Below are 22,879 nucleotides of genomic sequence, written 5' to 3' on the forward strand. Positions count from 1 at the left end.
GACTCCTAGGGGAATCGAACCCCTGTTACCACCGTGAAAGGGTGGTGTCTTAACCGCTTGACCAAGGAGCCATGAATAACAACAACCTTCTTCAGTGATTACTCTCGGAGCAACCCGACAAAGAATATAATACCGAAATTTAATAATAGTGTCAACACTTTTTTTATTTTTTTTAATAACCTACCTAATTTTACTCTTTTTTATAGATTATTTAAGTTATATTTTACAAGAAAAGACCATCTTTTACAAGATAGTCTTTCAAATAATCATAACTATTTGTATTAACTTACCTATCTTTATGATTTTTAGAGTTTGCATGATGACCTATCTTTTCACCATCTATAATTCCAACATCTTCTCCACCTTTTGGAAACATTTTTCTAAGCTCTGCATTTGATTTTTCTCTGTCTCTAATTCTATTCTTATTGTCATCCATATATAAGTCTCCTTTCACTACCCAAGAGCAACTAGTGCGCATCCTTCAATAGCTACTATGTCATTTTCTTTGCAGTAATCTAATATTTCTCTACTTTCTGCTCCTGGTTGAATTAAAATATATTTTATGTTTAAAGTTTTTGCTTCTTCAATAAATTTTATTCCGCTAATAGGATTTATACATAAATCTATAACATCAATTTTATATGGAACTTCTTTTAGGGTTTTATAGATTCCTTCTCCTTTAGGATGTACTCCTTCAACATTGAAACCTCTTGATTTTAATTTTTTTAGTATTTTGGCGGCATATTTACTTTCATTTGTAACATCCCCCACTACAACCCAATTTTTAAAATTCAATAATTCAGTAGCGTTCATTTTCTCTACCTCCTTTTATTGCCTATAGATAAAATCTATTATATAAATCAATTATACACCTTTTTCTTAGTAGCTTCACTTTTCTCCCCTAGTTATATTATTTCAATAATGATACAATTTATTTATTCTAATTAATTAAAATGTTAAAAGGAGAGTTTGATATGATACATCATGAATTATTAATAGTTGGTGGTGGTGCTTCTGGTTTACTTGCAGCTATTTATGCAAAAGACTTAGGAATAGACGTTGCAATTATAGAAGCTGGAGATAGAGTTGGAAGAAAAATTTTGACAACTGGAAATGGACGTTGCAATATCTCTAACTCAACAATAATTTCTCCTTTCAAGGGATTTCACAGTTCAAATGAAAAATTTTCTACAGCTGCATTAGAAGACTTTTCTGTGAATGAGACTATAGATTATTTTTCTTTTTTAGGACTTCCTATAGTAGAACTAGAAAACGGAAAGTTATACCCAAAATCTTTGCAAGCCTCTTCAGTTGTTGATATTTTGAGACTTGCTTTAGAAGATCGTAGTATTCCTGTTTATAATTCTTGTAAGGTAAAATCTATCCACAAGAATAAAAGTTTTATTTTGTCCACAAGTAATGAGGAATTCAGCTCTTTCTCCTGTGGAAAATTAATTCTAGCCTGTGGAGGAAAATCAGCTGAAAAAACTGGTTCTGATGGTTCTGGGTATTCCTTATCCAAGGATCTTGGTCATAAAATAATTACCCCTTTACCTGGAATAGTTCAGCTTAAACTAGATTATCCTTATTTAAAAGCCTTATCAGGAATTAAATTTGACGGCTTAGCTTCTATTGCAATAGATGGAGAAGTTCATAGAAAGGAATTAGGAGAGCTATTGTTTACTGACTATGGAATATCAGGTCCACCTATTCTACAGCTGTCTGCATTAGCTTCTAGAGCTATTTATGAAGGTAAAACTGTTGATATCTTAGTTGACATGAATCCTGAAGTTTCTCATGAAGATGTGGATAATTTTCTACAAGGTCATTTAAGTATTTTTTCACACAGAAAAGTTTCTGATGCACTTATAGGAATTGTTAACAAAAAACTGATTCCTACTTTACTAAAAGAAGCTTCTGTTGATAATTTTCATAAACCGGCTTGGGAATTGTCATGGCAAGAAAAATCCAAGCTTATTTCTCTAATGAAGGAATGGAAATTTAAATGTATTGGAACAAATGGATTTAATAATGCACAAGTAACTATAGGTGGTGTTGATACTAGTGATGTTAATGAGGAATCCTTGGAATCTAAATTAGTACCAGGATTATATTTTATAGGTGAGATTTTAGATGTTCATGGTGACTGTGGGGGATATAATCTTCAATGGGCTTGGAGCTCTTCTCATAAAGCAATAAACTCTATTCATAAATCAAATAACCCTGAGGCATAATGCCTCAGGGTTATTTAACTATAGCTTCTTCCATACACTTGTTAATGATGTTATATCATTTCCTTCATCATCTTTAATTAAGTGTACAATTTTAATTTTATTTCCTTCCTGCTCTTCTGTTGCACACATAGTTCTTACCATATGTCCGTAAGTAATTTCCTTTATAAATACTATGTTAATATCTTCTAATGTGTAGTTAGTAATTATTTCTTGAGGAACAACTTCTAACGCCCATTCAACATATCTGGTGTTATTAACATGTTTATTTGAATCTATATCGCTATATCTAACATAAAATTCTTTCGTGTATTGAGCCTCCTCAAGCTTATCAGGCTCGTTCATAGGAATAGCCTCATCTATATCACCATTACAACCATAAGCCTCATAAAGATCTTTTGGAATTCTAGATGGTCTCCTTCTATTAATGTCTATTAAAAAAAATAAACTCATACCCTCAGCTATTAAATTATCTTCCTCATCATATAAAAAATATTCTCTATATGCATAGAATTTTTTAAACCCTGTTGGAATAGTTTTTATCTTAATATTCTCACCAAAACCTGGATACCTGTATACTTTAAGATTATATTTATAAAACACCCAGGTTAAATTCTTCTCTAGTAATTTATCTACCCCGACTTCCAATCTTTCAGATTGCTGCATTCCTATATCACACAAAAAATCGAAGATAGAAGTTATTTTACATTTTAGTCCTACATCTAGATTGTAATAATTTATTGGATATATATATTCAAAACTCTTCCCCATCTCTTACCTCCACAATAAATACTTATACAATATATTCTATCACTTAATATATAAAACTCAAAAATTTAAAGGGTTGTAAAAAGTCATTATTCATGCTTTCTACAACCCTTTCCTACTTTTTTAAGTAAAAAATTATTTATTTAATGCAGTCATTAATTCTGTCAAATTTAATCCGTGCACGATAGCAGCTTCTTCTAATGTTTCTGATTGAGCTGATGGGCATCCAACACATCCCATACCAAAGCTCATTAATACTTCTGCCTTTTCAGGATTAGTTCTAACTACTTCTCCGATTGTCATTTCCTTTGTTATCATCCTTACCACCCTCGCTTAAATAGATTCGTTGCTGTTCCCAACAAAGAAATTATATTATTATGTTAAAATAAAGTCAAGTATTTTAGTCGGATTTAATTCTGTTAAATTTTCGAAACATAATTTTCTCTTTTTGAGTAAAAATAACCATAATAAAATATTAAGGAGATCATTATGGAAAAGAAAAGTTTACTATATAAATTATTAATATTAAATCTATTTTTAATCTTTATATTATTATTGTCAAGAACGACTATTTTATTAACTTTTATAAAAAAAGCCTCTAAGGTAATTATATTACCTATAGTTATTGCTTTATTCCTATATTACCTTATAAATCCCTTAAAAAAATTATTCGTTAAAAAAGGACTCGCATTAAAACTATCAGTTTATTTATCACTAATAATTTCATCCTTACTTTTATACACCTTTTTCTTTATAATTATTTCAAATCTTGTTGAGCAAAAAGATTATATTATTTATAGAGTTTCTCTATTAATTGCTCAATATAAAGACGGAAACTTCAATTATATTAAAGATCAACTTTCAAATTATGTTGATTTTAATGCTATTAAAGATTATTTTATGAGCCAAGGACAAAATTATATTTCTAGAATAATTTCTATACTAAGGGCTTTATTTGACTTCGGATGGAATCTTTTTTCTAATGTGATTTTGGTTTTATTAATCGTTTATCATCTATTAAATGGCGATACAAAATTTAAAAAGTACCTATTATCTTTACCTTTTGTAAGAAAACATAAAAGAGCAAATTATATTATTGAAGAAGGGGATACTGTTCTCTCTAAATACATAACCGGGCAAGCAACTGTGGCTTTTTTTCTTGCTCTTTCAGTTTTTTTAGGTTATTTAGCTATAGGGTTTCCTGGGAAATTATTTTTATCACTACTAACCTTTATACTCGCTTTCATACCTTTTTTAGGATTTTTTATATCCATGATTATCCCATACATAATTGCTTTAACTATGGGGCTTCCAATGGTGATAAAACTTACACTAGTTTTTATGATAGCACAAACTATTAAAGGTAGATTTATTGTTCCTTTAGTTATGTCAAAGGCAATGAAGATACACCCTCTTACTGATATATTCTTAGTAATAGCTGCAGCCACTATATTTGGAATAGCTGGTGCATTTCTTGTGGTCCCAGTATACTCTATACTTAAAATTGTTTGGAGCAGTCGTAATATTGAATTACAATAAAAAAAAGAGGGTATACCCTCTTTTTTTGCTATTAAAACTTATTTTACTCTTATAGTTTGATCTCTCTTTGGTCCAACTGATACTATATCAATTTTTACACCAGTAATTTCTTCTATTCTTCTTAGATATATCTTTGCATTTTCAGGTAGTTCATCATAGCTTCTTGCTTCTTCTATACTTTCATCCCAACCATCAAATTCTTCATAAACTGGCTCACATTTTGCTAAATCTTCAAGGGATGCTGGGAAATAATCTATTACCTTATCCTCAAATTTATATCCTACACACATCTTAATCTTATCTAGGCCTGCAAGAGTATCTATTTTAGTAACTACAAGAGATGTTAATCCACATACTCTAACAGTAGTTTTTAATATAACTAAATCTAACCATCCACATCTTCTAGATCTTCCAGTAGTAACACCATATTCATGACCTTTTTGTCTTATCCATTCACCAGTCTCATTTTCTAATTCTGTTGGGAATGGTCCCTTACCTACTCTTGTAGTATATGCTTTTGCAATTCCTAAAGCATTTTGGATCATATTAGGTCCAATTCCTACTCCACTTGCAACTCCGCATGAAGTCGTATTTGATGAAGTAACATATGGATAAGTTCCATGGTCTATATCAAGAAGCATTCCTTGAGCTCCTTCAAAAAGAACATTCTTGTCTTTTTTAATTTCATCATACACTCTAACTGAAGTATCTTGAACGAATGGTCTTAATCTTTCAGCTAATTTTGAGTATAAATTATATATTTCATCAAATGATAATTCTTCTCCACCTAAAACTTTAGTAATATATGGGTTTTTAAGATTTAAGTTTTCAGCTAATTTTTCTTTAAATACATCTTCGTGAAGAAGATCACATATTCTGATTCCGCTTCTCTCATATTTATCAGTATAGCATGGTCCAATACCCTTACCAGTTGTTCCTATATCATTCTTTCCTCTAGCCTTTTCTTTAAGTTTATCTAAAACTTTATGATATGGCATTATTAAATGCGCTCTATCACTAATTGCTAGCTTTTCTGGTGTTACCTTAACTCCTAAACCTTCTAAGTAATCTATTTCTTCAAATAATGCAACTGGGTCAACAACAACTCCATTAGCAATTACATTTAATTTATCATCATATAATATTCCTGAAGGGATTAAATGAAGCTTATATTCTTTATCTCCAACGACTACTGTATGTCCTGCGTTGTTTCCACCTTGGAATCTAACTACTACATCTGCTTCTTCTGCAAGGTAATCTGTCATTTTACCTTTTCCTTCGTCTCCCCATTGAGCTCCTAATACAACAAATGCTGACATATTATTTCCTCCTCAAATATGCTAATTAAAATTAGCTTGTTATTAAATATTTTGAGTGTTTATTGCTTATAAATTCACTTATTTTTATTGGTGGATTTTTATAAGTAATTAAACTTTATCCCCTATACAATACTACCAAAGTAAGTTAATAAGGTCAATAAATTAGCGAATATTTATTTATAAAGTTTTTTAAAAATTCGTGTATTTTTCCATTATGTATCAAATATCTTTGAAATACTTAGCATAATCACCTTAATTTGCTTTCATTGTATTTTATAATTTTCGTATATTTGATTATAATTATAGATAAGTCATTCATAGGGTTCTTTATAGAAAACTTAATAATTAATATTTATTAGTTGAACTTAAAACCCTATAACTAAAATTAATCGTGAGGTGTTTTAATGGATATATATCAAGAATCACTAAAATTCCATGAAAAGAAAAAAGGTAAGATAGAAGTAATTTCTAGAGTTGAAGTTAAAGATTCTATGGATTTAAGCTTAGCTTACACTCCTGGAGTTGCTGAACCTTGTAAAGAAATACATAAGGACCCTGAAAAAGCATATTTATATACTCGTAAATGGAACACAGTTGCAGTAATCTCAGATGGTACTGCTGTATTAGGATTAGGTGATATTGGACCATTAGCCTCTCTTCCTGTTATGGAAGGGAAAAGTGTTCTGTTTAAAGAATTTGGAGACGTAGATGCTTTTCCTATTGTTTTAGATACCAAGAACGTTGAAGAAATTGTTGAAACAGTTGTTAGAATATCTCCTTCCTTAGGAGGCATAAATCTTGAAGACATATCTGCTCCAAGATGTTTTGAAATAGAAAGCAAACTTAAAGAAAGACTCGATATTCCTGTTTTTCATGATGATCAGCACGGTACAGCTATTGTTGTGCTTTCAGGTATCATTAATGCATTAAAACTTGTAAATAAAGATATTGATAAAATAAAAGTAGTTGTAAATGGAGCTGGTTCTGCTGGAACTGCTATTGCTAAACTATTACTTTCCATGGGCGTTAAAGATATGATAGTTTGCGATAAAGTTGGAATTCTTTATGATGGTATAGAAGAAGTAGATGATGCAAAAAAAGCCTTAGCTAAAATAACTAATTCATCAAAGATGAAAGGATCACTAGATGATGCCTTAGTAAATGCTGATGTATTTATTGGTGTTTCTGCACCAGGAATATTAAAACCTGAAATGGTAAAAAAGATGAATAAAGATTCCATTGTTTTCGCTATGGCAAATCCTGTTCCTGAAATTTTCCCTGAAGATGCTAAAAATGCAGGAGTAAAAGTAATTGGAACTGGTCGTTCTGACTTTCCAAACCAAGTAAACAATGTTTTAGCTTTCCCTGGAATATTTAGGGGTGCTTTAGATGTTAGAGCTAAGGAAATAAATGAAGAAATGAAAATAGCTGCAGCTTATGCTATTGCTAATTCAATTTCTAGTGAAGAATTATCTGAGGATTATATTATACCAAAATCTTTTAATAGAGATGTTCAAAATAAGGTGGCTGAAGCTGTAAGAAATGCAGCTATTAAAACTGGGGTTGCTAGAATATAGTCAAAAAGTCTTCAGAGTAAAAAAATAAAGCAATTAATTAATTGCTTTATTTTTTTATTTTTAATTTTTTTTCTTAGTTTTAAAAGAGCTTGGTTGACGACCTGTATTTCCAGTAAAGTTAAATCCAGTAGTTGAGCTAGATGACTCATGAGTTTTATCCAATACCTTTTGATTTTCTGCAATTTGTCCTTGAGAATCTGGACTTTTGTTTTTTCCCATTTCCACCACTCCTTAAGTTATATTCCTTATTATTTTTTGCTCAATCAGATATTATATACTTATAGAAAATTTCATATACTGGATTAAAAATAGTAAAAAACCTAGGTCTGCCCATGACCTAGGTTTTTAGAACAAAAGTAAATATTAAGAGGAGTCTTACTTTGTTATATTAATGTGTGTTGCTAATGTAAAGTCAAGAATATTTGTTGGTTTCTTAACTGTTGATAATGATTATCACTATCCTTGACTTAAGTATATAATAGTTTTACTATACTGTCAACAAATTTTAAAATAAATTGTTAATATTATTCTCTCTTCTTAAGTTTTATATACTGTCCCAAAAATCTAATAGTATAGGTTGGACTATTTTTACATAAAATATGTATAGAACTTTAGAAGGGAGGTTTTTATTATGAATCTACCTATTATAAAGTCTCCAATTTCATTAAACTCAAAAGAGTTTTTTGAATATATTTGGAAAAAAACTTTTTTAGATAACAAAAATATAATAAAGACAAATAATTCATTTTTCAAACCATGCATATTAGAACTAGATAATGAAATAATTATCTATGCTGATATTCCAGAGGTATCAGAGGAAAACATAACCATAAGTTACGAACACTTTTTTTTAATTATAAGTATAAAAAATCTAAACATTACTAATACTGCTCTTAATATTACTTCTACTAAAGCATCAAGTGAAGTAAGAAGAATTTTCTACATACCTAATATAGACATTGATACGCTTAGTCTAAATGTTGAAGATGGGGAATTAGCTTTAAGTATAAAAAAATGTATATAAACAAAAAGAGATATCAAAAGTAAACTTGATATCTCTTTTAAAAAACTTATTCTTAAGTTAATTTGCTTATGAATAATGTAGCTAATCCTAAAAAGAAAAAGAAACCACATACATCAGTAAAAGTTGTTACAAATACAGCAGATGCTAATGCTGGATCCACGCCTACTTTTTTAAGTACTACAGGTACTGCATACCCAACTATTGTTGCTAATGCCATGTTAAGTATCATTGCTGTACCAACTACTAATCCAAAAATAGGGTTGCCTGACCATAGTATACCAAGTATACTTACAGCAATTCCAATAGCTGCTCCATTTATTACTCCAGTTAATGCTTCTTTTAAAAATACTCTTCTAGCATTTTCACCTGTAAGTTCCCCTAATGCTATTCCCCTTACTATAAGAGTTAAGCTTTGAGTTCCTGCGTTTCCACCCATACCTGCCACAATAGGCATAAAGCTTGCCAATATTACTACTCTATCTATTGTTCCATTAAATATATTAACTGTTGCTCCTGCTAAGATTGCTGTAATTAAGTTAACGAATAACCAGGGTAATCTGCTCTTAACTGATTCTCTAGCTCTTCCATCTATTACTTCGCCTTCATTAAGTCCTCCAAGACGGTATATATCCTCGTTGTCCTCATCTCTAACAACTTCAATAATGTCATCTAGAGTTATTACTCCAAGCATATCTCCTTCATCTCCAACAACTGGCATTGCCTGGAATCCATATTTTTCAAATATTACTGCTACATCCTCCTGATCCATAAAAGCTGGAATACTCTTTACATTTTCATGCATTATATCCCTTATTATTATGTCAAATGATGAAACAACAAGTTCTCTAAGGGATAATATTCCTTTTAAGCTTTCTTTTTCATCTAAAACATATAAATAGTATACTGTTTCAGCATCAATTCCAGCTGTTTGAAGATAAGTTAATGTCTCTGCTACTGTCATATTTTCTTTTATGGCAATAAATTCTGTTGCCATAAGTCCACCCGCTGTGTCCTCATTATAAGTTAGTAGCTCCTTAACCTCTTCTTGATCTTCCTTGTCTAGCGCTTCAAGTAATTTATTAGCCTTATCTGGTTCAACACTTAAAAGTAAGTCCGCTATTTCATCTGAACTCATCTCATTGACTATATTTCCTTGTTCAATATCAGTAAATAGATTAAGGAATTCTTCTTTCTCTTCCTCTTCCATTTCTTCTATTACATCTGCTAATAACCAATGTGGAAGTTTTTTAATTAAATAAGCCTTTTCTTCTTCTGACTCTCTAATTACATCTAAAATATCTGCTGGATGAATATCCTCAATAAGTTCCAAGAACTCATTTCCTGCTAAGTTCATAAGTCTTTCTTTTAATTCATTAGTGTTTAAGCTTTTGTTCATTTTAGCTACCTCCATTTTCAGGAGGAAGCATTATAGATTGCTATATATGAATCCTCCTGAATTAATATTTAGTTTTTTATTAAAATTCTTACTACTATACCCACTGGGATCCATATATCTCACCTCTTTCTATTCTTTATGTACTGAATCTAAATTTCCAAATTTACTGTATTGTCCAAGCCAAGCCAATTTTACTGTTCCTACTGGACCGTTTCTCTGCTTAGCTATGATACATTCTCCTACATTCTTTTCTTCTGTCTCTTTATTATAGTACTCATCTCTATATAAGAACATAACCAAATCGGCATCTTGTTCAATTGAACCTGATTCTCTTAAGTCTGAAAGCATAGGTCTATGGTCAGCTCTTTGTTCTGGCGCACGAGATAACTGTGATAGTGCTATAACAGGGCATTCCATTTCCTTAGCTAAAGCTTTAATACTTCTAGATATTTCTGAAACTTCTTGTTGTCTACTTTCCCCTGATCCTGACATAAGTTGCAAGTAGTCAATCATGATTAAATCTATTCCGTGCTCCATCTTAATTCTTCTGCACTTACTTCTCATTTCCATAACTGATAGACCTGCAGTGTCGTCAATATATATTCTTGCCTTTGATAACGGCCCTGCAGCTCTTGCAATATTATCCCAATCCTTATCCTCAAGATTACCTGTCCTTAACGCTAACATATCTACATTAGCCTCTGAACATAATAACTTATATGCAAGTTGTTCTTTAGACATTTCCAGTGAAAAGACCACAACACTTTTTCCTTCTCTTAAGGCAGCATGCTCAGTTATATTTAATGCAAAAGTTGTCTTTCCCATTGATGGTCTTGCTGCAATAAGCACCATATCGCCCTTTTGGAAACCCGAAGTTTTGGCATCTAAATCATTAAACCCGGAACCTACTCCTGTTATATCACCCTTATTATTGAACAATCTTTCAATCTGTTCAAAGCTTCTTTCTAATACATCACTAAGTGCTTCATACTCAGATGTGTTTCTCTTTTCTCCTATATCAAAGATTCTTTTCTCTGCTTTATCTAGAACCTTTTCTACTTCCCCTTGCTCATTATAACTGGATTCTATTATCTCTGTGGATGCTCTTATTAATCTTCTTAATGTTGATTTCTCAGAAACTATTTTTATGTAAGCCCCTAAGTTAGCAGTTGTTGGAACAGATCCACTTACTTCTGTAACGTAAGTAGCTCCCCCTGCATTTTCAAGTTTTCCTGTAGACTTCAGATACTCTAACAAGGTTATTAGATCTACTGCCATATCTCTTTGAAACATATCTACAATACTTCTAAATATAACCTTGTGGGAGTCTCTATAAAAATCCTCTTCTTTTAAAGCTTCTGCAGCTTGTGCAATAGCTGTTTTATCTATAATCATAGATCCTATTACTGATTGCTCGGCTTCAATACTTTGAGGCAAACTCTTCATAAGAGTATTTTCCATAAAAATCACCTCCTAAATTACTCTGTGAATATATATAATTATAATATTTTTTCTAATAATCAATACTTAATTTTTATTACGTTACTATTATACTAAAAAAAAGAGGCAATGCCTCTTTTTTTCTTAAAATTTTTAATATCTTTGCATATTAATTAAATAGGACTTCAATTGCTTCTTCAATTGATTCAATAGCTTTCACTTCTATATCCTTTAAACCTACTGGAATTTCTTTTTCATTGTCTTTAGGAACTAAAACGAGTTTTATTCCTTTTCTTCTAGCACCATATATTTTTTCAAAAATTCCACCTACTGGTTTTGCTTTTCCTCTTAATGATATTTCACCAGTCACAGCTACATCTTGTCTTAGTGGTTTTTCTTCTAATGCACTAATTATACTTAGTGTAATTGCAACCCCGGCTGAAGGACCATCTATATTTCCTCCACCAATAACATTAACATGAATATCATAGTCTTTAATATCTTTATTAGTTATTTTTCTAATTACAGATGCAGCATTGAAAACTGAATCTTTTGCCATTGATCCTGCAGTCTCATTAAATCTTATTGTTCCAGCTCCTTTTTCTTTAGCCTCATATACTGACGCCTCAATTTCTAGAGTTGATCCTAAAAACCCTGATACTCCTAATCCATAAATATGTCCAATTTCATATGCATTACCCTTGTCCACTCTTTCATATGGAATAAATCTTCCTATAGCAAGAACTTCTTCAACATCTTTCAATGTTATAGTTATTTTTTCTGGAAGATTGTCCTTTTTATTATAAAGAGCATATCCATAAGCATCTGCTAATATATTAACAGCTTTTCTACCTTCTATAGTATATCTGCTTATCAATTCTGGAATTTCCTCTTCTAATACTACACCTAACTTTTCTGCTGCATTTTCAATAATTTTCTCTATATCCTTTGCTCCTAATGGTTCAAAATAAACCTCTGTACATCTTGATCTTAATGCAGGATTAATTTCACTTGGTTCTCTAGTAGTAGCTCCTATAAGAACAAAATCTGCTGGAGCACCATTATCAAAAAGATATTTTATATATTTAGGAGTATTTTCATCATCTGGATCATAGTATGATGATGAGAATTCAACTCTTTTATCTTCTAATACCTTTAATAATTTATTTTGAAGTATGTCATCTAACTCTCCTATTTCATCAATAAAGAGAACTCCACCATGTGCTTCAGTTACTAAACCTGGCTTTGGTTCAGGAACACCTATTTCAGCTAAATCCTTTTTGCTACCTTGATATATAGGATCATGTACTGAACCCAATAATGGGTTAGTTATTTCTCTAGGGTCCCATCTCAATGTGGTTCCATCTACCTCAACAAACTTAGATCCTTCATCAAATGGAGTAAAATTCATCTTCTTTGCAGCTTCCAATGCAATTCTTGCTGCTGTAGTTTTACCTACTCCCGGTGGCCCATAAAGAATTATGTGTTGTGGATATGGTGATGCCATCTTTGATAATAGCGATTTTACGGCTCTTTCTTGACCAACAATTTCTGAAAAATCTGCTGGTCTAAGTAAGCTCATTATATTTTTATTTGCTTTTCTAGCATCTAAAACTTCTAACTTAGCATATTTTTTTAATGTCTTTGCATTTTCAGGACCCTTTTGTTTCCTTATAATGCCTAATCTCATTTCATCTATATACTTATCTTGTTTTTCTACTAAAACTTGCTCAACTTGTGATTCTATTCTATTTTGAATAAATCTTTTTGCTAATTCATCAGAAACCCAATTAAAAGTATCTTCCATTGCTTCATTTACATTTTCTGATGTTGGAACTACTTTCACACCTTTTCCATCAGATGCAATTTTATTTAATGCATAAACTCTTTCATATATTGATTCTGATTTAATCTGTTTTTGAAGTTTATACTTTACTGTTCTTGCTCTAATAGCTCCCTCATCTAAAACATTTTTTAATATATCAAATAATACATTAACTTGAGACTCTAAAGAAAGTTCATTGCTCATTAATTCTTCTAATACATTTGCTTGGTTTCTTGTCCTCAATATATAGTCCTCCTTAAGTTTCAGAGACAATAACAACCTTCATCTTAGCTGTTACTTCAGGGTACAACTTTAGTTCAATGTTATATACTCCTGCAAGCTTAATAGTATCCATAACTATCTTTTTCTTATCTATCTCAACTTTATATTGAGTCTTAATAAGTTCGGATACATCTTTGCTTGTTATTGCTCCAAATAATCTTCCTTGCTCACCTGTTTTTGCTTTTACAGTTATTTCTTTATCTTTAAGTTCAGCTGCTAACTTTTGAGCTGCTTCTATTTCAGCTAATTTCTTTTTTCTTTCATTTTCTTTTTTATTATTTAGGATATGTAGGTTATTATCATTAGCTTCTTGTGCTAATTTTCTAGGAAATAAAAAGTTCCTAGCATATCCATCTGACATCTCAACAACATCACCTTTTTTTCCAACCTTCTTTACATCTTCTAGTAATATTACTTTCATGTTATTCACCTTCCCTTAAGTAGTTTGATATAGCTGCTTTAAGTTTCTCTTTAGCGGCTTTTATATTTGTATTGCTAAGTTTTGCACCAGCCATAGTCATATGACCTCCACCCCCTAAGGTTTCTAGAATAACTTGAACATTCATATCTCCTAGTGATCTTGCACTTATATAAATATCCTCTTCTATTCTAACAAACACAAAGGACGCTTGAATACCTGTAATATTTAGTAGATCATCCGCTACTTGTGCAGCTAATACAACTTCTGTTGCTTCTGGCGGACATATGGCAATAGCTACATTATTTTCTACTTCTGCTGACTTAATAGTTTGAGCTTTTATTATATAGCTTTCTAAATCATCAGAGAAGAGTTTCTTTATGTGTATTGTATCTGCACCTATTCTTCTCAAAAAAGATGCAGCATCAAAAGTTCTTACCCCAGTTTTGAATATAAAGTTTTTAGTATCTATAAAAATTCCTGCTAGCAAAGCTTCTGCTTCTATTACTTTAAGTTTCGGTTTATCTAGCATGTACTGTACAACCTCTGTAACCAATTCTGAAGTTGATGATGCATATACCTCAATATAATTAAGTAATGCACCCTCTATCATATCAGGACTTCTCCTATGATGATCTATTATAACAATTCTTTTGCATTTATTTAATATACTACTTGTTTGAATATAATTAATGTTATGAACATCCACTACAATAACTAAATCTGTTTCTTTAATTTCATTTAGAGCATCTTCTACATTAATAAATAAATCGTCATATGAAGAGTCTTTCTTAACCTCTTTTAAGTAAAAATCAATATTTCTATTGTCTTTACCTAATATTATCTTACACTGTTTACCTATTTGATTAATTGCTGAAGATAATCCAAATGCCGCTCCAAAGCAATCCATGTCTGGGTTCTTGTGTCCCATTATATACACTTTTGAACTTTCATAAACTAAATCCTTAAGTGCTCTTGCTACAACTCTAGCTCTTACTCTAGTTCTCTTTTCCAATTCCTTAGTATTACCACCAAAAAAGGCTTGTTTATCTGGCCATTTTACAACTGCCTGATCTCCGCCTCTACCTAGGGCAAGCTCCTTTGCTGTAACTGCATAATCATGATTCTCTTGAGGGGACCTTCCTCCCATACCTATTCCTATTGATAGAGTCACATCCATTTTATTTCCCATATCAATATCTCTTATGATGTCTAATATGTCAAATTTTTTCTTTATCTGTTCCTCTACTAATCTGTCGGGTATACATAATACATACTTATTAGAATCATATTTTCTTATCATAGCATTCTGACTTATTGCATAATTGTTTATAGTTCTCTCAACCTCTGCAATAAGTAGTGGAGCATTATTCTCCTCCATTGACTTTGCTGCATCACTCATATTATCTACTTCTATCAACATTATACTGTCTTTAGTTGCTGATCCATTTTCTAAATAAGTAATATCATTGAAATAAAGTAAATATGCTTCTTGCTTTTGGAAAAACTCTATTTTTTGACTATAAACTTCATATATTATATCTCTAAACTTCACTTTTTGCGAGTTTTTTATATTACTTTTTATAATTTTTTCTAACGAAAGATCTCTAAATAATCCTACTATATTATTATCTTTTAATTCTTCAAGATCAATTTCATCCTTAAATTTTTTATTGCTCCATAATATGCTGCCCTTATTATTAATTATTGCTATAGAATATAACATATTCTTTAAGTTTTCTTCCATTTCATTTGATAAATAGGTAGCCATATTATTCACATTATTCTCAAATCTTTCTTGTGTCTGAAGTCTCTTCCTAAAATTATATGCTGCTACTATTAAAGCCATTATTGTAATACCTAGCAGCAAATCTATTATGTTTCTTACATATGCCACTATTGATATTAGTATAATTACTAATGTAAAAACTATATTATAATTTTTACTTTTATTATTCATATGAGCCTCCTTAGGGCTATTATTGAGGTATTATTTTTTACTTTTAAGAGCCTTATTAAAGGATACAATTCCAATTTTTCTTAAGTCAAATATACTATCAGCTAATCCAATAATAAACAAGAATTGATTCATAAAAGATATAAATAAAAATATGATAATTATTGCCCTAGTATTACTTTTCAACTTGTACTTTGTTTTTAAAAAATAACTAATTACTGCTCCTCCTATGATTGCCATAGTAAATTGCAATATAGCTGAAGATGAAAGAATAACATATTTTGCAATTGTAATATTACCTAACTTCATCAAATAACCTATAGTTGATATTATCATCATAACCACAATAACTTTTATATCAATGTACCAATTAGAAAAATTCCTTATTGGTTCCATTTTATAATTAAATCTTCTTATTACCTTCATGCATATTATATATGTTAGTAAAGAAGAAAGAAGCATTGATAGAACTAATCCTGCAGGCAACATATATATTAAAGTATTAAAGTCAATACTTGAAGCACTTCCAGTTAATTTTGCAACACTTTCTGAACTACTCTTTGCAGATTCTATCATTAGATTTATTTGCTCACTTACTGTACTACCTAAAAAAACCTTTATATATAAAAATATATCTACTATATTTCCTAGTAAACTTGCTATTGTTAATAAACCAAATGCCTTTACAAAGCTTTGCTTATATTTTATACAATATCCAAGACTCAAGGATGTTAAAGCTGTAATTATCATTGTCCCTGACATTAAAATAATATTATTAAATAAGCTTATTAAAATTCCAGAAACCAAAAGTGATAATACTGCTGCTTTTAAACTATTTCTTAAGTATATAAGTATAACTGGTATAGGTAATATACAAGTTATAAGTAGAGAAGTTCCTGGCACAAATGTACTTATAGTCATTAATATGAATGTCACAGTAGCCATTATACCTGCTTCTACTATTGCTTTTGTAGAAATCTTGTTCATATTCCCTCCATTTATCTTTAGTTCATAAATTACTAGTCTCTTCTCTCTTTTAAATGATGATGTAATTTCCTTAGTGCATCACCATAATTCTCCTGATTATCTTCGTCAACAATTCCTATTCTAATTTTTTCTTTAGTATTTTCATCTATTTGTAAATATGAATATCCTAATTTTTCCCCTAATAGATATAATATAATCATTGCCGAAGATATGCATTCTAATACAGCATCTTTGGCTACATTACTTCCTCTTGTTAGTAATTGAAAAAACTCCCCTATAACACATATTAATTGAGCTTTTAATTCCTCAATAAGTTTAATATCCCCCATTATGTTAAATTCATCCTTCCTCAATAACCTCTCCCCCTCTCATCTCAATATCCTGTATATTTATTTTAGTTTTTTTTGGATATTATTTCAACTAAGTATTTTCCACCATTCTACTAATATTTGAGTATTTAATCAATTTTTATATTGCAATAATAAAAAAAATAAAACCCCAAATGGGGTTTTATAATTTTTACTCTGTAGTAAAAGGTAATAAAGCTATGTTTCTAGCTCTCTTAACAGCATCTGTTAGCTGTCTTTGATGCTTAGCACATGTTCCAGAAATTCTTCTTGGTAAAATCTTACCTCTTTCAGTAACATATTTTCTTAGCTTATTTATATCTTTGTAATCAATAGACTCAGCTTTATCAACACAAAAAGCGCAAACTTTTCTTTTTGGTCTTCTCATTTTGCCGCCTTTTCTTACTTCTCTGCTCATTTCTTTCCCTCCTTACCTAAATTCTAGAATGGGATATCTCCGTCATCAACTGGCGTCATATCCTCTTCGAAGCTCATTCCACCACCAAAATTGTCATTTGATGGTGCAGCATATTCAGAACCATTGTTGAAACCATTGTTTTTGTTGCCAGAAGCATTTCCTCTTCCTCCTAGGAATTCAACGCCTCCAACAGGATCTGCTACAACTTCTGTAACATATCTCTTAGTTCCATCCTTAGCATCATAAGACCTAGTTTGGATTCTACCGCTGACAGCCATTTGACCGCCTTTATTCATATAGTTAGCAGTAGCTTCTGCTTGTTTACCCCAGATTGTAACTGAGATAAAATCAGCTTCCCTTTGACCAGTTGAAGCATTATACTTATCAACTGCTAGGGTTACAGTGGTCACTGCAGTACCATTTCCTGGTGTAAATTTCAACTCAGGATCTTTAGTAAGTCTGCCTGTAAGAATTACTTTATTCATTCAAAAACACCACCTTATTTTTCTTCCTTAACTATTATGTGTCTTACGATTCCGTCTGTAATTCTGAATATTCTGTCTAACTCGCTTGGTAATTCTGGGTTAGCACTGAAGTTAACTAAAGTGTAGTAACCTTCGTTGATTTTGTTTATTTCGTAAGCAAGCTTTCTCTTACCCCAGAAATCTACATTGTCAACAGTTCCTCCACCGTTTTCGATAACACCCTTAAACTTCTCGATTGTAGCTTTAACAGCCTCCTCTTCGAATGATGGATGAATTACGAATATAGTTTCATACTTTCTCATTCTTTTCACCTCCCTCCGGACTATTGGCCATGCTAATGCATAGCAGGGACTTACAATTTTACAGTATATCACTTTGCTCTTATAATTTCAACATATTTTATAAAATTTCTTCTTTGTTTGTATTAGAAGATACTATTTTTTTTATTCCTTTTTGAAACTTACTCCTTGGAAGCATAACTAATCTTCCACAACCTAAACATTTTATTTTAATATCTGCACCTAGTCGTATTACTTCCCATTCTGAGCTTCCGCAAGGATGCTGTTTTTTCATTAATACTACGTCACCCAAATTAAATTCTTGCATTTCTACTTACCCCCATATTTATATCTTATTCTTTACTTTTTATAACTTCTACCTTTCCTTGTGGCCTCTCTATTCCTTCTCTTTCCATTGTAAGTTTAATTTCTTTTCTTAATTCTCTTTCTAGTGCCCATTGATACATTGGTTCTGTTTTTCCTAGTACTCTTATTACTACTGCTGATACTCCTAAGGACTGTACCCCTATTACTTTAGGTTTTTCAATTACATGCTCTTTTTCAGCAGCTACTTTCTCACAGGCATTATTAATTACTTCAATGGCTATGTCAATATTCTCCTTATATGCAATCTCTACATCTACAATAACACTCATATCTCCTCTAGAATGATTTGTTACCTGAGAAATGGTTCCATTAGGAATATAGTGCATATCACCATTAAAATCCTTAAGTTGAGTCATTCTGATTCCTATGCTCTCAACAATACCTGAATTATCACCAATGGTTATATAATCCCCCACTGCATACTGATCTTCGAACAATACAAAGAATCCATTTATTATATCTTTTACTAAGCTTTGGGTACCAAAGCCTAGTGCAACCCCGCCAATTGATGCAAAAGTTAAGGAAACACCTGAAAATAAATTTGCAAATATTCCTATTCCGCCAATAAAATATACTGAATATCTAAGGATACTTTTTAGTACTTCTCCAACAGTATTTGCCTTCTTTTCATCCATTGTAAATCTAATTTCACTTTTTATCTGCTTATGGACAAATTTCTCAATGATATAATTTCCTATTCTTACAGCTAGGTACATTAAGATTAGTATCACTAATATTTTTACAATTCCCCAGGCTATATTGAATAAGAACTGAATATTAACAATTTTCCCACCAATATCTAATGTTTTTTTCTCCGCATCTATGGAGAATAATGATTGAAATACATACATTTCTCTCATCCTCCCTTTTATAATCTAGAAAATCCTTCTTCATTCTTTATATATAATCCATTAATCTCTAACTGGTTATTTTCTATACTCTCTTTAACATTAATCAATATATTCTCATTAAATTTTATACATATACCACAACTGCCTGTTATTACTGATGGGGTTGGCATAACCTCAATATCCAAATTATCTTCTTTTAATTTTTGTTCTCCTTTTATGGCTCCTATCGTATTTTTAAATACCACTAAACAATATCTATTCATATGTATTCCCTCCTAAACTTATATTATAACACTTCCTCTTTTTTTCTTGAAAATTTATTTTCACCTTTATATTATTTCTAAATAGTGTATATAATTTTAATGTCTGTCTATATTATTTAACTTTCTGTTATAATTAGTAATTAAGATAATATATTTTTATTTCACTTTTATTTTTAAGGAGTTTTTATGAATATTTATTTAGATAATGCAGCTACATCCTTTCCTAAACCAAGCATAGTTTCTGAATCTATGTTTAATATTATAAATTCTTTAGCTTCAAATCCTGGAAGAGGTGCATATAATTCAGCCCTTACTGGGGCTAGAAGCGTTTATGAATGTAGAGATTCTATTGCTAATTTTTTCGGTTTTAATAAAGCAGAGAATGTAGTTTTTACGCCTAATATAACTTATGCCTTAAATACCTTAATCCACTCAATTGTTAAGCCTGGTTGGCACGTAATAACTTCTGAAATGGATCATAATTCAGTCTTGCGCCCACTTAATACATTAAAAGCTAATGGAGTAATTGAACTTGACATAGCCAAATGTGATTCTTCAGGCAAAATTATTTTACAAGATTTTATTGATAAAATAAATAATAATACAAAACTTGTTGTTCTATCACATGCATCAAATGTATTTGGTACTATACAACCTTTGGATATTATTGGTAAAATATGTTTAGAGAAAGGGATTTATTTCATTGTTGATTCAGCTCAAAGTGCTGGCCATATTCCTGTGAATTTTAGCGACTTAAATTCTGATGCTATCGCATTTACTGGACATAAAAGTCTTTTAGGGCCTCAAGGAATAGGTGGATTTATAATTAATGATAAATTGAACGAAATTGCTTCTCCTATCTTTTCTGGTGGGACAGGAAGTAATTCCTCTGATTTGCTCCAACCAAGTTTTTTACCTGATAAATTTGAGATCGGTACACTTAATACACCAGGAATTGTAGGTTTAAATTCTGCACTTAATTACTTGAAAACAGAAGAATATAATAATCTTTTAGTTAAAGAAAAAAACTTGTTTAAATATTTTCTTAGCGAACTTGATAAAATAAGTAATTTAATTATATACGGAACCAAAAACTCACTTAGTTCCACACCTACTGTATCAATTAATATGAAATCCAAAGATACATCTGAATTGTCTTATATTCTTGATAAGAATTATGGCATTATGACCAGAACAGGTTTGCATTGTGCTCCTCTAGCTCATAAATCAATGGGAACCTTTCCATCTGGTACTGTTAGATTTAGTCTTGGTATATTTAACAATGTAAATGAAATAAATTATGTTTTAGAATCTCTTGATTCCATTGCAAAGGAGGTTATCCTATGAAAGAATTTGAAGAAAAGATAAGTAAGTTAGGAATATTTTTTATATGCTATACCCTAATTTTCTTAATATTCTTTAAAACTCTACCCTATACAATTCCATTTGTTCTTGCTTCATTATTTGCATTAATTTTAAGACGGCCTACTAGATACTTAATTAAAAATTTTAAGATTAAAGATTGGTTTGCATCTTTAATTACAACTATATTATTTTTATCCACTGTAATTATTTTTATTATAATTTCTGTGGGAGCTTTAGCCAATCAACTCATAAACTTAACTAAAAATATACAACACTATTTAACAGATAATTCTTCGTATATTATGGATAAGTTTACTGAGGTTCAGGATTATTTTTATAATTTAAATATTGATCCTTCTATTATCAACTCAGTTAAAGATGCTGCAACAGGTTCTTTAAGCAAAATTGTTAACTATAGTGTCTCAATTGGATCTGGCGTTGTATCTTTAGCTATATCAATAGTTTCATATATACCTTATATAATAATGGTTATTATTTTTACACTATTAGCTACCTTTTTATTCACTAAGAAATTTGCAGCTTCAAATACAAAATCTCTTTTATCCAATTTCCCAATTGAGAACAATTCTCTTTTGGGTATAATCGGTAAAATACGCCACAAATTCTTTAACTATGCTCTTTCATATATGTTTCTAATTTTTGTTACCTTTTTAATCACTTTTATAGGATTCTATAGTTTTAGGATTAACTATGCTTTAATTTTAAGTGTTTTGTGTGCTGTTTTGGATTTACTTCCTGTTCTAGGTATGCCAATGGTCTATATTCCCCTTGCTGGATATAACTTACTCACTGGAAACTATTTAGTTGGTATTGGTCTTCTAATTCTATATGCTATTGTCTTTATTACAAGGCAAATTTTAGAACCAAAAATTATGTCTACTTCTTTAGGTTTAAATCCTATAGCTGTTTTAGCTGCAATATTTATTGGGATAAGCGTAAATGGAGTTGGTGGTATGATTTTTTGTATGTTTCTAGTTGTTTTTTACACTGTTCTTAAAGATGAAAAGGTATTGTAAATTTTTAGTATATTAACCTCTTTTAATGGAAATAATTCTATTAAAGGAGGTTTTTTTATGAATTCATTAGTATGTGATTCAACTTCTTCAAGTTCAATTTTACAAATTAGAGATTTTTTATATGCTGAATTAATTCCTGTTATTAGAAGTAAAAGAACTATTGTTATTATTTGTATTGGTACAGATAGATCTACTGGTGATTCACTTGGACCTTTAGTAGGCTATAAACTCAAGTGCTTAGTAAGAAAAAATTTAATCATCTATGGAGACTTAGAAGAACCAATACACGCTAAAAATCTTGTCACTACATTAGAGTCAATTAAATCTCAATACAATAATCCCTATATAGTTGCTATTGATGCTTCTTTGGGTAAGCTTCAAAACGTAGGTAATATTTATATAGAAAAGAAGCCTCTTTTTCCTGGAATGGCCCTCAACAAAGGTCTTCCTTCTGTTGGAGATCTAAGCATTACTGGTATAGTTAATATTTCTGGGAATTTTGAGTTTATGGTTCTTCAGAATACAAGATTATTTACTGTTATGACAATAGCTGATACTATTTCTAAGGGTATTTATCACTTTGCAATTAAGTCGTTAGGTGGTAAGAATTCCTCTCTTGATGATGTTCTCAACAGCATTAGCTCTTCTAATTAATTCTATTCTAATAAAAAAATCCCCCCTATTT

Annotated in this window: 26 protein-coding genes and 1 tRNA gene; 7 read left to right on the forward strand and 20 right to left on the reverse strand. The window is 30.6% G+C overall.

The window, feature by feature from the left end; genetic code table 11:
* The 3 genes from L1S47_RS19375 to L1S47_RS19385 form a co-directional block, all read right to left on the reverse strand.
* Nucleotides 1-71: transfer RNA gene (locus L1S47_RS19375), tRNA-Glu, on the reverse strand.
* Nucleotides 72-286: 215 nt separating this feature from the next.
* On the reverse strand, nt 287-436 hold the full coding sequence (locus L1S47_RS19380; RefSeq protein WP_202765905.1) for a hypothetical protein: 150 nt from the start codon (nt 434-436) through the stop codon (nt 287-289).
* A gap of 17 nt (nt 437-453) precedes the next feature.
* Nucleotides 454-813, reverse strand: coding sequence for a CoA-binding protein (locus L1S47_RS19385; RefSeq protein ID WP_238886524.1), 360 nt, complete (start codon nt 811-813; stop codon nt 454-456).
* Nucleotides 814-974: 161 nt separating this feature from the next.
* Between L1S47_RS19385 and L1S47_RS19390 the strand changes: the two genes are divergently transcribed.
* Complete coding sequence (locus L1S47_RS19390) at nt 975-2,234, forward strand: NAD(P)/FAD-dependent oxidoreductase (RefSeq protein ID WP_238886526.1); 1,260 nt, start codon at nt 975-977, stop codon at nt 2,232-2,234.
* 18 nt (nt 2,235-2,252) lie between these two features.
* Here the strand turns inward: L1S47_RS19390 and L1S47_RS19395 are convergent, their stop codons facing one another.
* Both L1S47_RS19395 and L1S47_RS19400 read right to left on the reverse strand, forming a co-directional pair.
* Entirely contained in the window at nt 2,253-3,002 is a 750-nt protein-coding gene (locus L1S47_RS19395) for an acyl-[acyl-carrier-protein] thioesterase (RefSeq protein ID WP_238886527.1), read from the reverse strand.
* A gap of 132 nt (nt 3,003-3,134) precedes the next feature.
* Entirely contained in the window at nt 3,135-3,317 is a 183-nt protein-coding gene (locus L1S47_RS19400) for a DUF1858 domain-containing protein (RefSeq protein ID WP_202765901.1), read from the reverse strand.
* Between the two features lie 171 nt (nt 3,318-3,488).
* Between L1S47_RS19400 and L1S47_RS19405 the strand changes: the two genes are divergently transcribed.
* Complete coding sequence (locus tag L1S47_RS19405) at nt 3,489-4,538, forward strand: AI-2E family transporter (protein ID WP_238886529.1); 1,050 nt, start codon at nt 3,489-3,491, stop codon at nt 4,536-4,538.
* A gap of 38 nt (nt 4,539-4,576) precedes the next feature.
* Here the strand turns inward: L1S47_RS19405 and L1S47_RS19410 are convergent, their stop codons facing one another.
* On the reverse strand, nt 4,577-5,857 hold the full coding sequence (locus L1S47_RS19410; RefSeq protein ID WP_238886531.1) for an adenylosuccinate synthase: 1,281 nt from the start codon (nt 5,855-5,857) through the stop codon (nt 4,577-4,579).
* A 404-nt stretch (nt 5,858-6,261) separates the two neighbouring features.
* Here L1S47_RS19410 and L1S47_RS19415 point away from each other — a divergent pair, with 404 nt between their 5' ends.
* Nucleotides 6,262-7,434 carry an NADP-dependent malic enzyme gene (locus tag L1S47_RS19415; protein ID WP_238886533.1) on the forward strand — a complete coding sequence of 391 codons (1,173 nt, stop codon included), beginning with the start codon at nt 6,262-6,264 and terminating at the stop codon, nt 7,432-7,434.
* Nucleotides 7,435-7,494: 60 nt separating this feature from the next.
* Here the strand turns inward: L1S47_RS19415 and L1S47_RS19420 are convergent, their stop codons facing one another.
* On the reverse strand, nt 7,495-7,653 hold the full coding sequence (locus tag L1S47_RS19420; RefSeq protein WP_202765897.1) for a hypothetical protein: 159 nt from the start codon (nt 7,651-7,653) through the stop codon (nt 7,495-7,497).
* Between the two features lie 412 nt (nt 7,654-8,065).
* On the opposite strand from L1S47_RS19420, the gene L1S47_RS19425 reads away from it, so the two are divergent.
* Entirely contained in the window at nt 8,066-8,458 is a 393-nt protein-coding gene (locus L1S47_RS19425) for an Hsp20 family protein (RefSeq protein WP_238886535.1), read from the forward strand.
* A 52-nt stretch (nt 8,459-8,510) separates the two neighbouring features.
* On the opposite strand, the gene mgtE is transcribed toward L1S47_RS19425, so the two are convergent.
* The 13 genes from mgtE to L1S47_RS19490 form a co-directional block, all read right to left on the reverse strand.
* Complete coding sequence (gene mgtE / locus L1S47_RS19430) at nt 8,511-9,854, reverse strand: magnesium transporter (RefSeq protein WP_238886537.1); 1,344 nt, start codon at nt 9,852-9,854, stop codon at nt 8,511-8,513.
* Between the two features lie 129 nt (nt 9,855-9,983).
* On the reverse strand, nt 9,984-11,315 hold the full coding sequence (locus L1S47_RS19435; RefSeq protein ID WP_202765894.1) for a replicative DNA helicase: 1,332 nt from the start codon (nt 11,313-11,315) through the stop codon (nt 9,984-9,986).
* 148 nt (nt 11,316-11,463) lie between these two features.
* Nucleotides 11,464-13,323: a Lon family ATP-dependent protease gene (gene lonC / locus L1S47_RS19440; RefSeq protein WP_238886598.1), complete on the reverse strand. Its 1,860-nt coding sequence runs from the start codon at nt 13,321-13,323 to the stop codon at nt 11,464-11,466.
* Between the two features lie 52 nt (nt 13,324-13,375).
* Nucleotides 13,376-13,822 (reverse strand): 50S ribosomal protein L9, encoded by a 447-nt coding sequence (gene rplI / locus L1S47_RS19445; RefSeq protein ID WP_202765893.1) that lies wholly within the window; start codon nt 13,820-13,822, stop codon nt 13,376-13,378.
* 1 nt (nt 13,823) lies between these two features.
* On the reverse strand, nt 13,824-15,779 hold the full coding sequence (locus L1S47_RS19450) for a DHH family phosphoesterase (protein ID WP_238886539.1): 1,956 nt from the start codon (nt 15,777-15,779) through the stop codon (nt 13,824-13,826).
* A 30-nt stretch (nt 15,780-15,809) separates the two neighbouring features.
* Entirely contained in the window at nt 15,810-16,763 is a 954-nt protein-coding gene (locus L1S47_RS19455) for a DUF2232 domain-containing protein (RefSeq protein ID WP_238886541.1), read from the reverse strand.
* A gap of 32 nt (nt 16,764-16,795) precedes the next feature.
* Nucleotides 16,796-17,116, reverse strand: coding sequence for a MazG-like family protein (locus tag L1S47_RS19460; protein WP_202765890.1), 321 nt, complete (start codon nt 17,114-17,116; stop codon nt 16,796-16,798).
* Between the two features lie 166 nt (nt 17,117-17,282).
* Entirely contained in the window at nt 17,283-17,528 is a 246-nt protein-coding gene (rpsR, locus tag L1S47_RS19465; RefSeq protein ID WP_202765889.1) for a 30S ribosomal protein S18, read from the reverse strand.
* A gap of 23 nt (nt 17,529-17,551) precedes the next feature.
* The gene (locus L1S47_RS19470) at nt 17,552-18,013 is read right to left on the reverse strand and encodes a single-stranded DNA-binding protein (protein WP_202765888.1); all 462 of its coding nucleotides are present in this window, start codon (nt 18,011-18,013) and stop codon (nt 17,552-17,554) included.
* Between the two features lie 14 nt (nt 18,014-18,027).
* The gene (rpsF, locus tag L1S47_RS19475; RefSeq protein ID WP_238886543.1) at nt 18,028-18,315 is read right to left on the reverse strand and encodes a 30S ribosomal protein S6; all 288 of its coding nucleotides are present in this window, start codon (nt 18,313-18,315) and stop codon (nt 18,028-18,030) included.
* Nucleotides 18,316-18,412: 97 nt separating this feature from the next.
* Nucleotides 18,413-18,619, reverse strand: coding sequence for a DUF951 domain-containing protein (locus L1S47_RS19480; RefSeq protein WP_202765886.1), 207 nt, complete (start codon nt 18,617-18,619; stop codon nt 18,413-18,415).
* A gap of 25 nt (nt 18,620-18,644) precedes the next feature.
* Nucleotides 18,645-19,529: a mechanosensitive ion channel family protein gene (locus L1S47_RS19485; protein WP_238886545.1), complete on the reverse strand. Its 885-nt coding sequence runs from the start codon at nt 19,527-19,529 to the stop codon at nt 18,645-18,647.
* A gap of 17 nt (nt 19,530-19,546) precedes the next feature.
* Nucleotides 19,547-19,792 (reverse strand): DUF3343 domain-containing protein, encoded by a 246-nt coding sequence (locus tag L1S47_RS19490; protein ID WP_238886547.1) that lies wholly within the window; start codon nt 19,790-19,792, stop codon nt 19,547-19,549.
* 186 nt (nt 19,793-19,978) lie between these two features.
* Between L1S47_RS19490 and L1S47_RS19495 the strand changes: the two genes are divergently transcribed.
* Genes L1S47_RS19495 through yyaC form a run of 3 tightly spaced genes read left to right on the forward strand, consistent with a single transcriptional unit; the run spans nt 19,979 to nt 22,848 of the window.
* A complete protein-coding gene (locus L1S47_RS19495) occupies nt 19,979-21,139 on the forward strand; it encodes an aminotransferase class V-fold PLP-dependent enzyme (RefSeq protein WP_238886549.1) in 1,161 nt (386 codons plus the stop codon).
* Nucleotides 21,136-22,194 carry a sporulation integral membrane protein YtvI gene (gene ytvI, locus L1S47_RS19500; protein ID WP_238886554.1) on the forward strand — a complete coding sequence of 353 codons (1,059 nt, stop codon included), beginning with the start codon at nt 21,136-21,138 and terminating at the stop codon, nt 22,192-22,194. The genes L1S47_RS19495 and ytvI overlap by 4 nt, the downstream gene beginning before the upstream one ends.
* 57 nt (nt 22,195-22,251) lie before the next feature.
* Nucleotides 22,252-22,848, forward strand: coding sequence for a spore protease YyaC (yyaC, locus tag L1S47_RS19505; protein WP_238886556.1), 597 nt, complete (start codon nt 22,252-22,254; stop codon nt 22,846-22,848).
* The last annotated feature ends 31 nt before the right edge of the window (nt 22,849-22,879 follow it).

Source organism: Clostridium sp. YIM B02551 (assembly GCF_022324735.1).
Taxonomy (GTDB): domain Bacteria; phylum Bacillota; class Clostridia; order Clostridiales; family Clostridiaceae; genus Clostridium_T; species Clostridium_T paridis.

Coding starts and splice junctions, on each gene's coding strand:
- L1S47_RS19380 (WP_202765905.1), bottom strand. CDS start 436: ATGGATGACAATAAGAATAGAATTAGAGACAGAGAAAAATCAAATGCA.
- L1S47_RS19385 (WP_238886524.1), bottom strand. CDS start 813: ATGAACGCTACTGAATTATTGAATTTTAAAAATTGGGTTGTAGTGGGG.
- L1S47_RS19390 (WP_238886526.1), top strand. CDS start 975: ATGATACATCATGAATTATTAATAGTTGGTGGTGGTGCTTCTGGTTTA.
- L1S47_RS19395 (WP_238886527.1), bottom strand. CDS start 3,002: ATGGGGAAGAGTTTTGAATATATATATCCAATAAATTATTACAATCTA.
- L1S47_RS19400 (WP_202765901.1), bottom strand. CDS start 3,317: ATGATAACAAAGGAAATGACAATCGGAGAAGTAGTTAGAACTAATCCT.
- L1S47_RS19405 (WP_238886529.1), top strand. CDS start 3,489: ATGGAAAAGAAAAGTTTACTATATAAATTATTAATATTAAATCTATTT.
- L1S47_RS19410 (WP_238886531.1), bottom strand. CDS start 5,857: ATGTCAGCATTTGTTGTATTAGGAGCTCAATGGGGAGACGAAGGAAAA.
- L1S47_RS19415 (WP_238886533.1), top strand. CDS start 6,262: ATGGATATATATCAAGAATCACTAAAATTCCATGAAAAGAAAAAAGGT.
- L1S47_RS19420 (WP_202765897.1), bottom strand. CDS start 7,653: ATGGGAAAAAACAAAAGTCCAGATTCTCAAGGACAAATTGCAGAAAAT.
- L1S47_RS19425 (WP_238886535.1), top strand. CDS start 8,066: ATGAATCTACCTATTATAAAGTCTCCAATTTCATTAAACTCAAAAGAG.
- mgtE (WP_238886537.1), bottom strand. CDS start 9,854: ATGAACAAAAGCTTAAACACTAATGAATTAAAAGAAAGACTTATGAAC.
- L1S47_RS19435 (WP_202765894.1), bottom strand. CDS start 11,315: ATGGAAAATACTCTTATGAAGAGTTTGCCTCAAAGTATTGAAGCCGAG.
- lonC (WP_238886598.1), bottom strand. CDS start 13,323: ATGAGCAATGAACTTTCTTTAGAGTCTCAAGTTAATGTATTATTTGAT.
- rplI (WP_202765893.1), bottom strand. CDS start 13,822: ATGAAAGTAATATTACTAGAAGATGTAAAGAAGGTTGGAAAAAAAGGT.
- L1S47_RS19450 (WP_238886539.1), bottom strand. CDS start 15,779: ATGAATAATAAAAGTAAAAATTATAATATAGTTTTTACATTAGTAATT.
- L1S47_RS19455 (WP_238886541.1), bottom strand. CDS start 16,763: ATGAACAAGATTTCTACAAAAGCAATAGTAGAAGCAGGTATAATGGCT.
- rpsR (WP_202765889.1), bottom strand. CDS start 17,528: ATGAGCAGAGAAGTAAGAAAAGGCGGCAAAATGAGAAGACCAAAAAGA.
- L1S47_RS19470 (WP_202765888.1), bottom strand. CDS start 18,013: ATGAATAAAGTAATTCTTACAGGCAGACTTACTAAAGATCCTGAGTTG.
- rpsF (WP_238886543.1), bottom strand. CDS start 18,315: ATGAGAAAGTATGAAACTATATTCGTAATTCATCCATCATTCGAAGAG.
- L1S47_RS19480 (WP_202765886.1), bottom strand. CDS start 18,619: ATGCAAGAATTTAATTTGGGTGACGTAGTATTAATGAAAAAACAGCAT.
- L1S47_RS19485 (WP_238886545.1), bottom strand. CDS start 19,529: ATGTATGTATTTCAATCATTATTCTCCATAGATGCGGAGAAAAAAACA.
- L1S47_RS19490 (WP_238886547.1), bottom strand. CDS start 19,792: ATGAATAGATATTGTTTAGTGGTATTTAAAAATACGATAGGAGCCATA.
- L1S47_RS19495 (WP_238886549.1), top strand. CDS start 19,979: ATGAATATTTATTTAGATAATGCAGCTACATCCTTTCCTAAACCAAGC.
- ytvI (WP_238886554.1), top strand. CDS start 21,136: ATGAAAGAATTTGAAGAAAAGATAAGTAAGTTAGGAATATTTTTTATA.
- yyaC (WP_238886556.1), top strand. CDS start 22,252: ATGAATTCATTAGTATGTGATTCAACTTCTTCAAGTTCAATTTTACAA.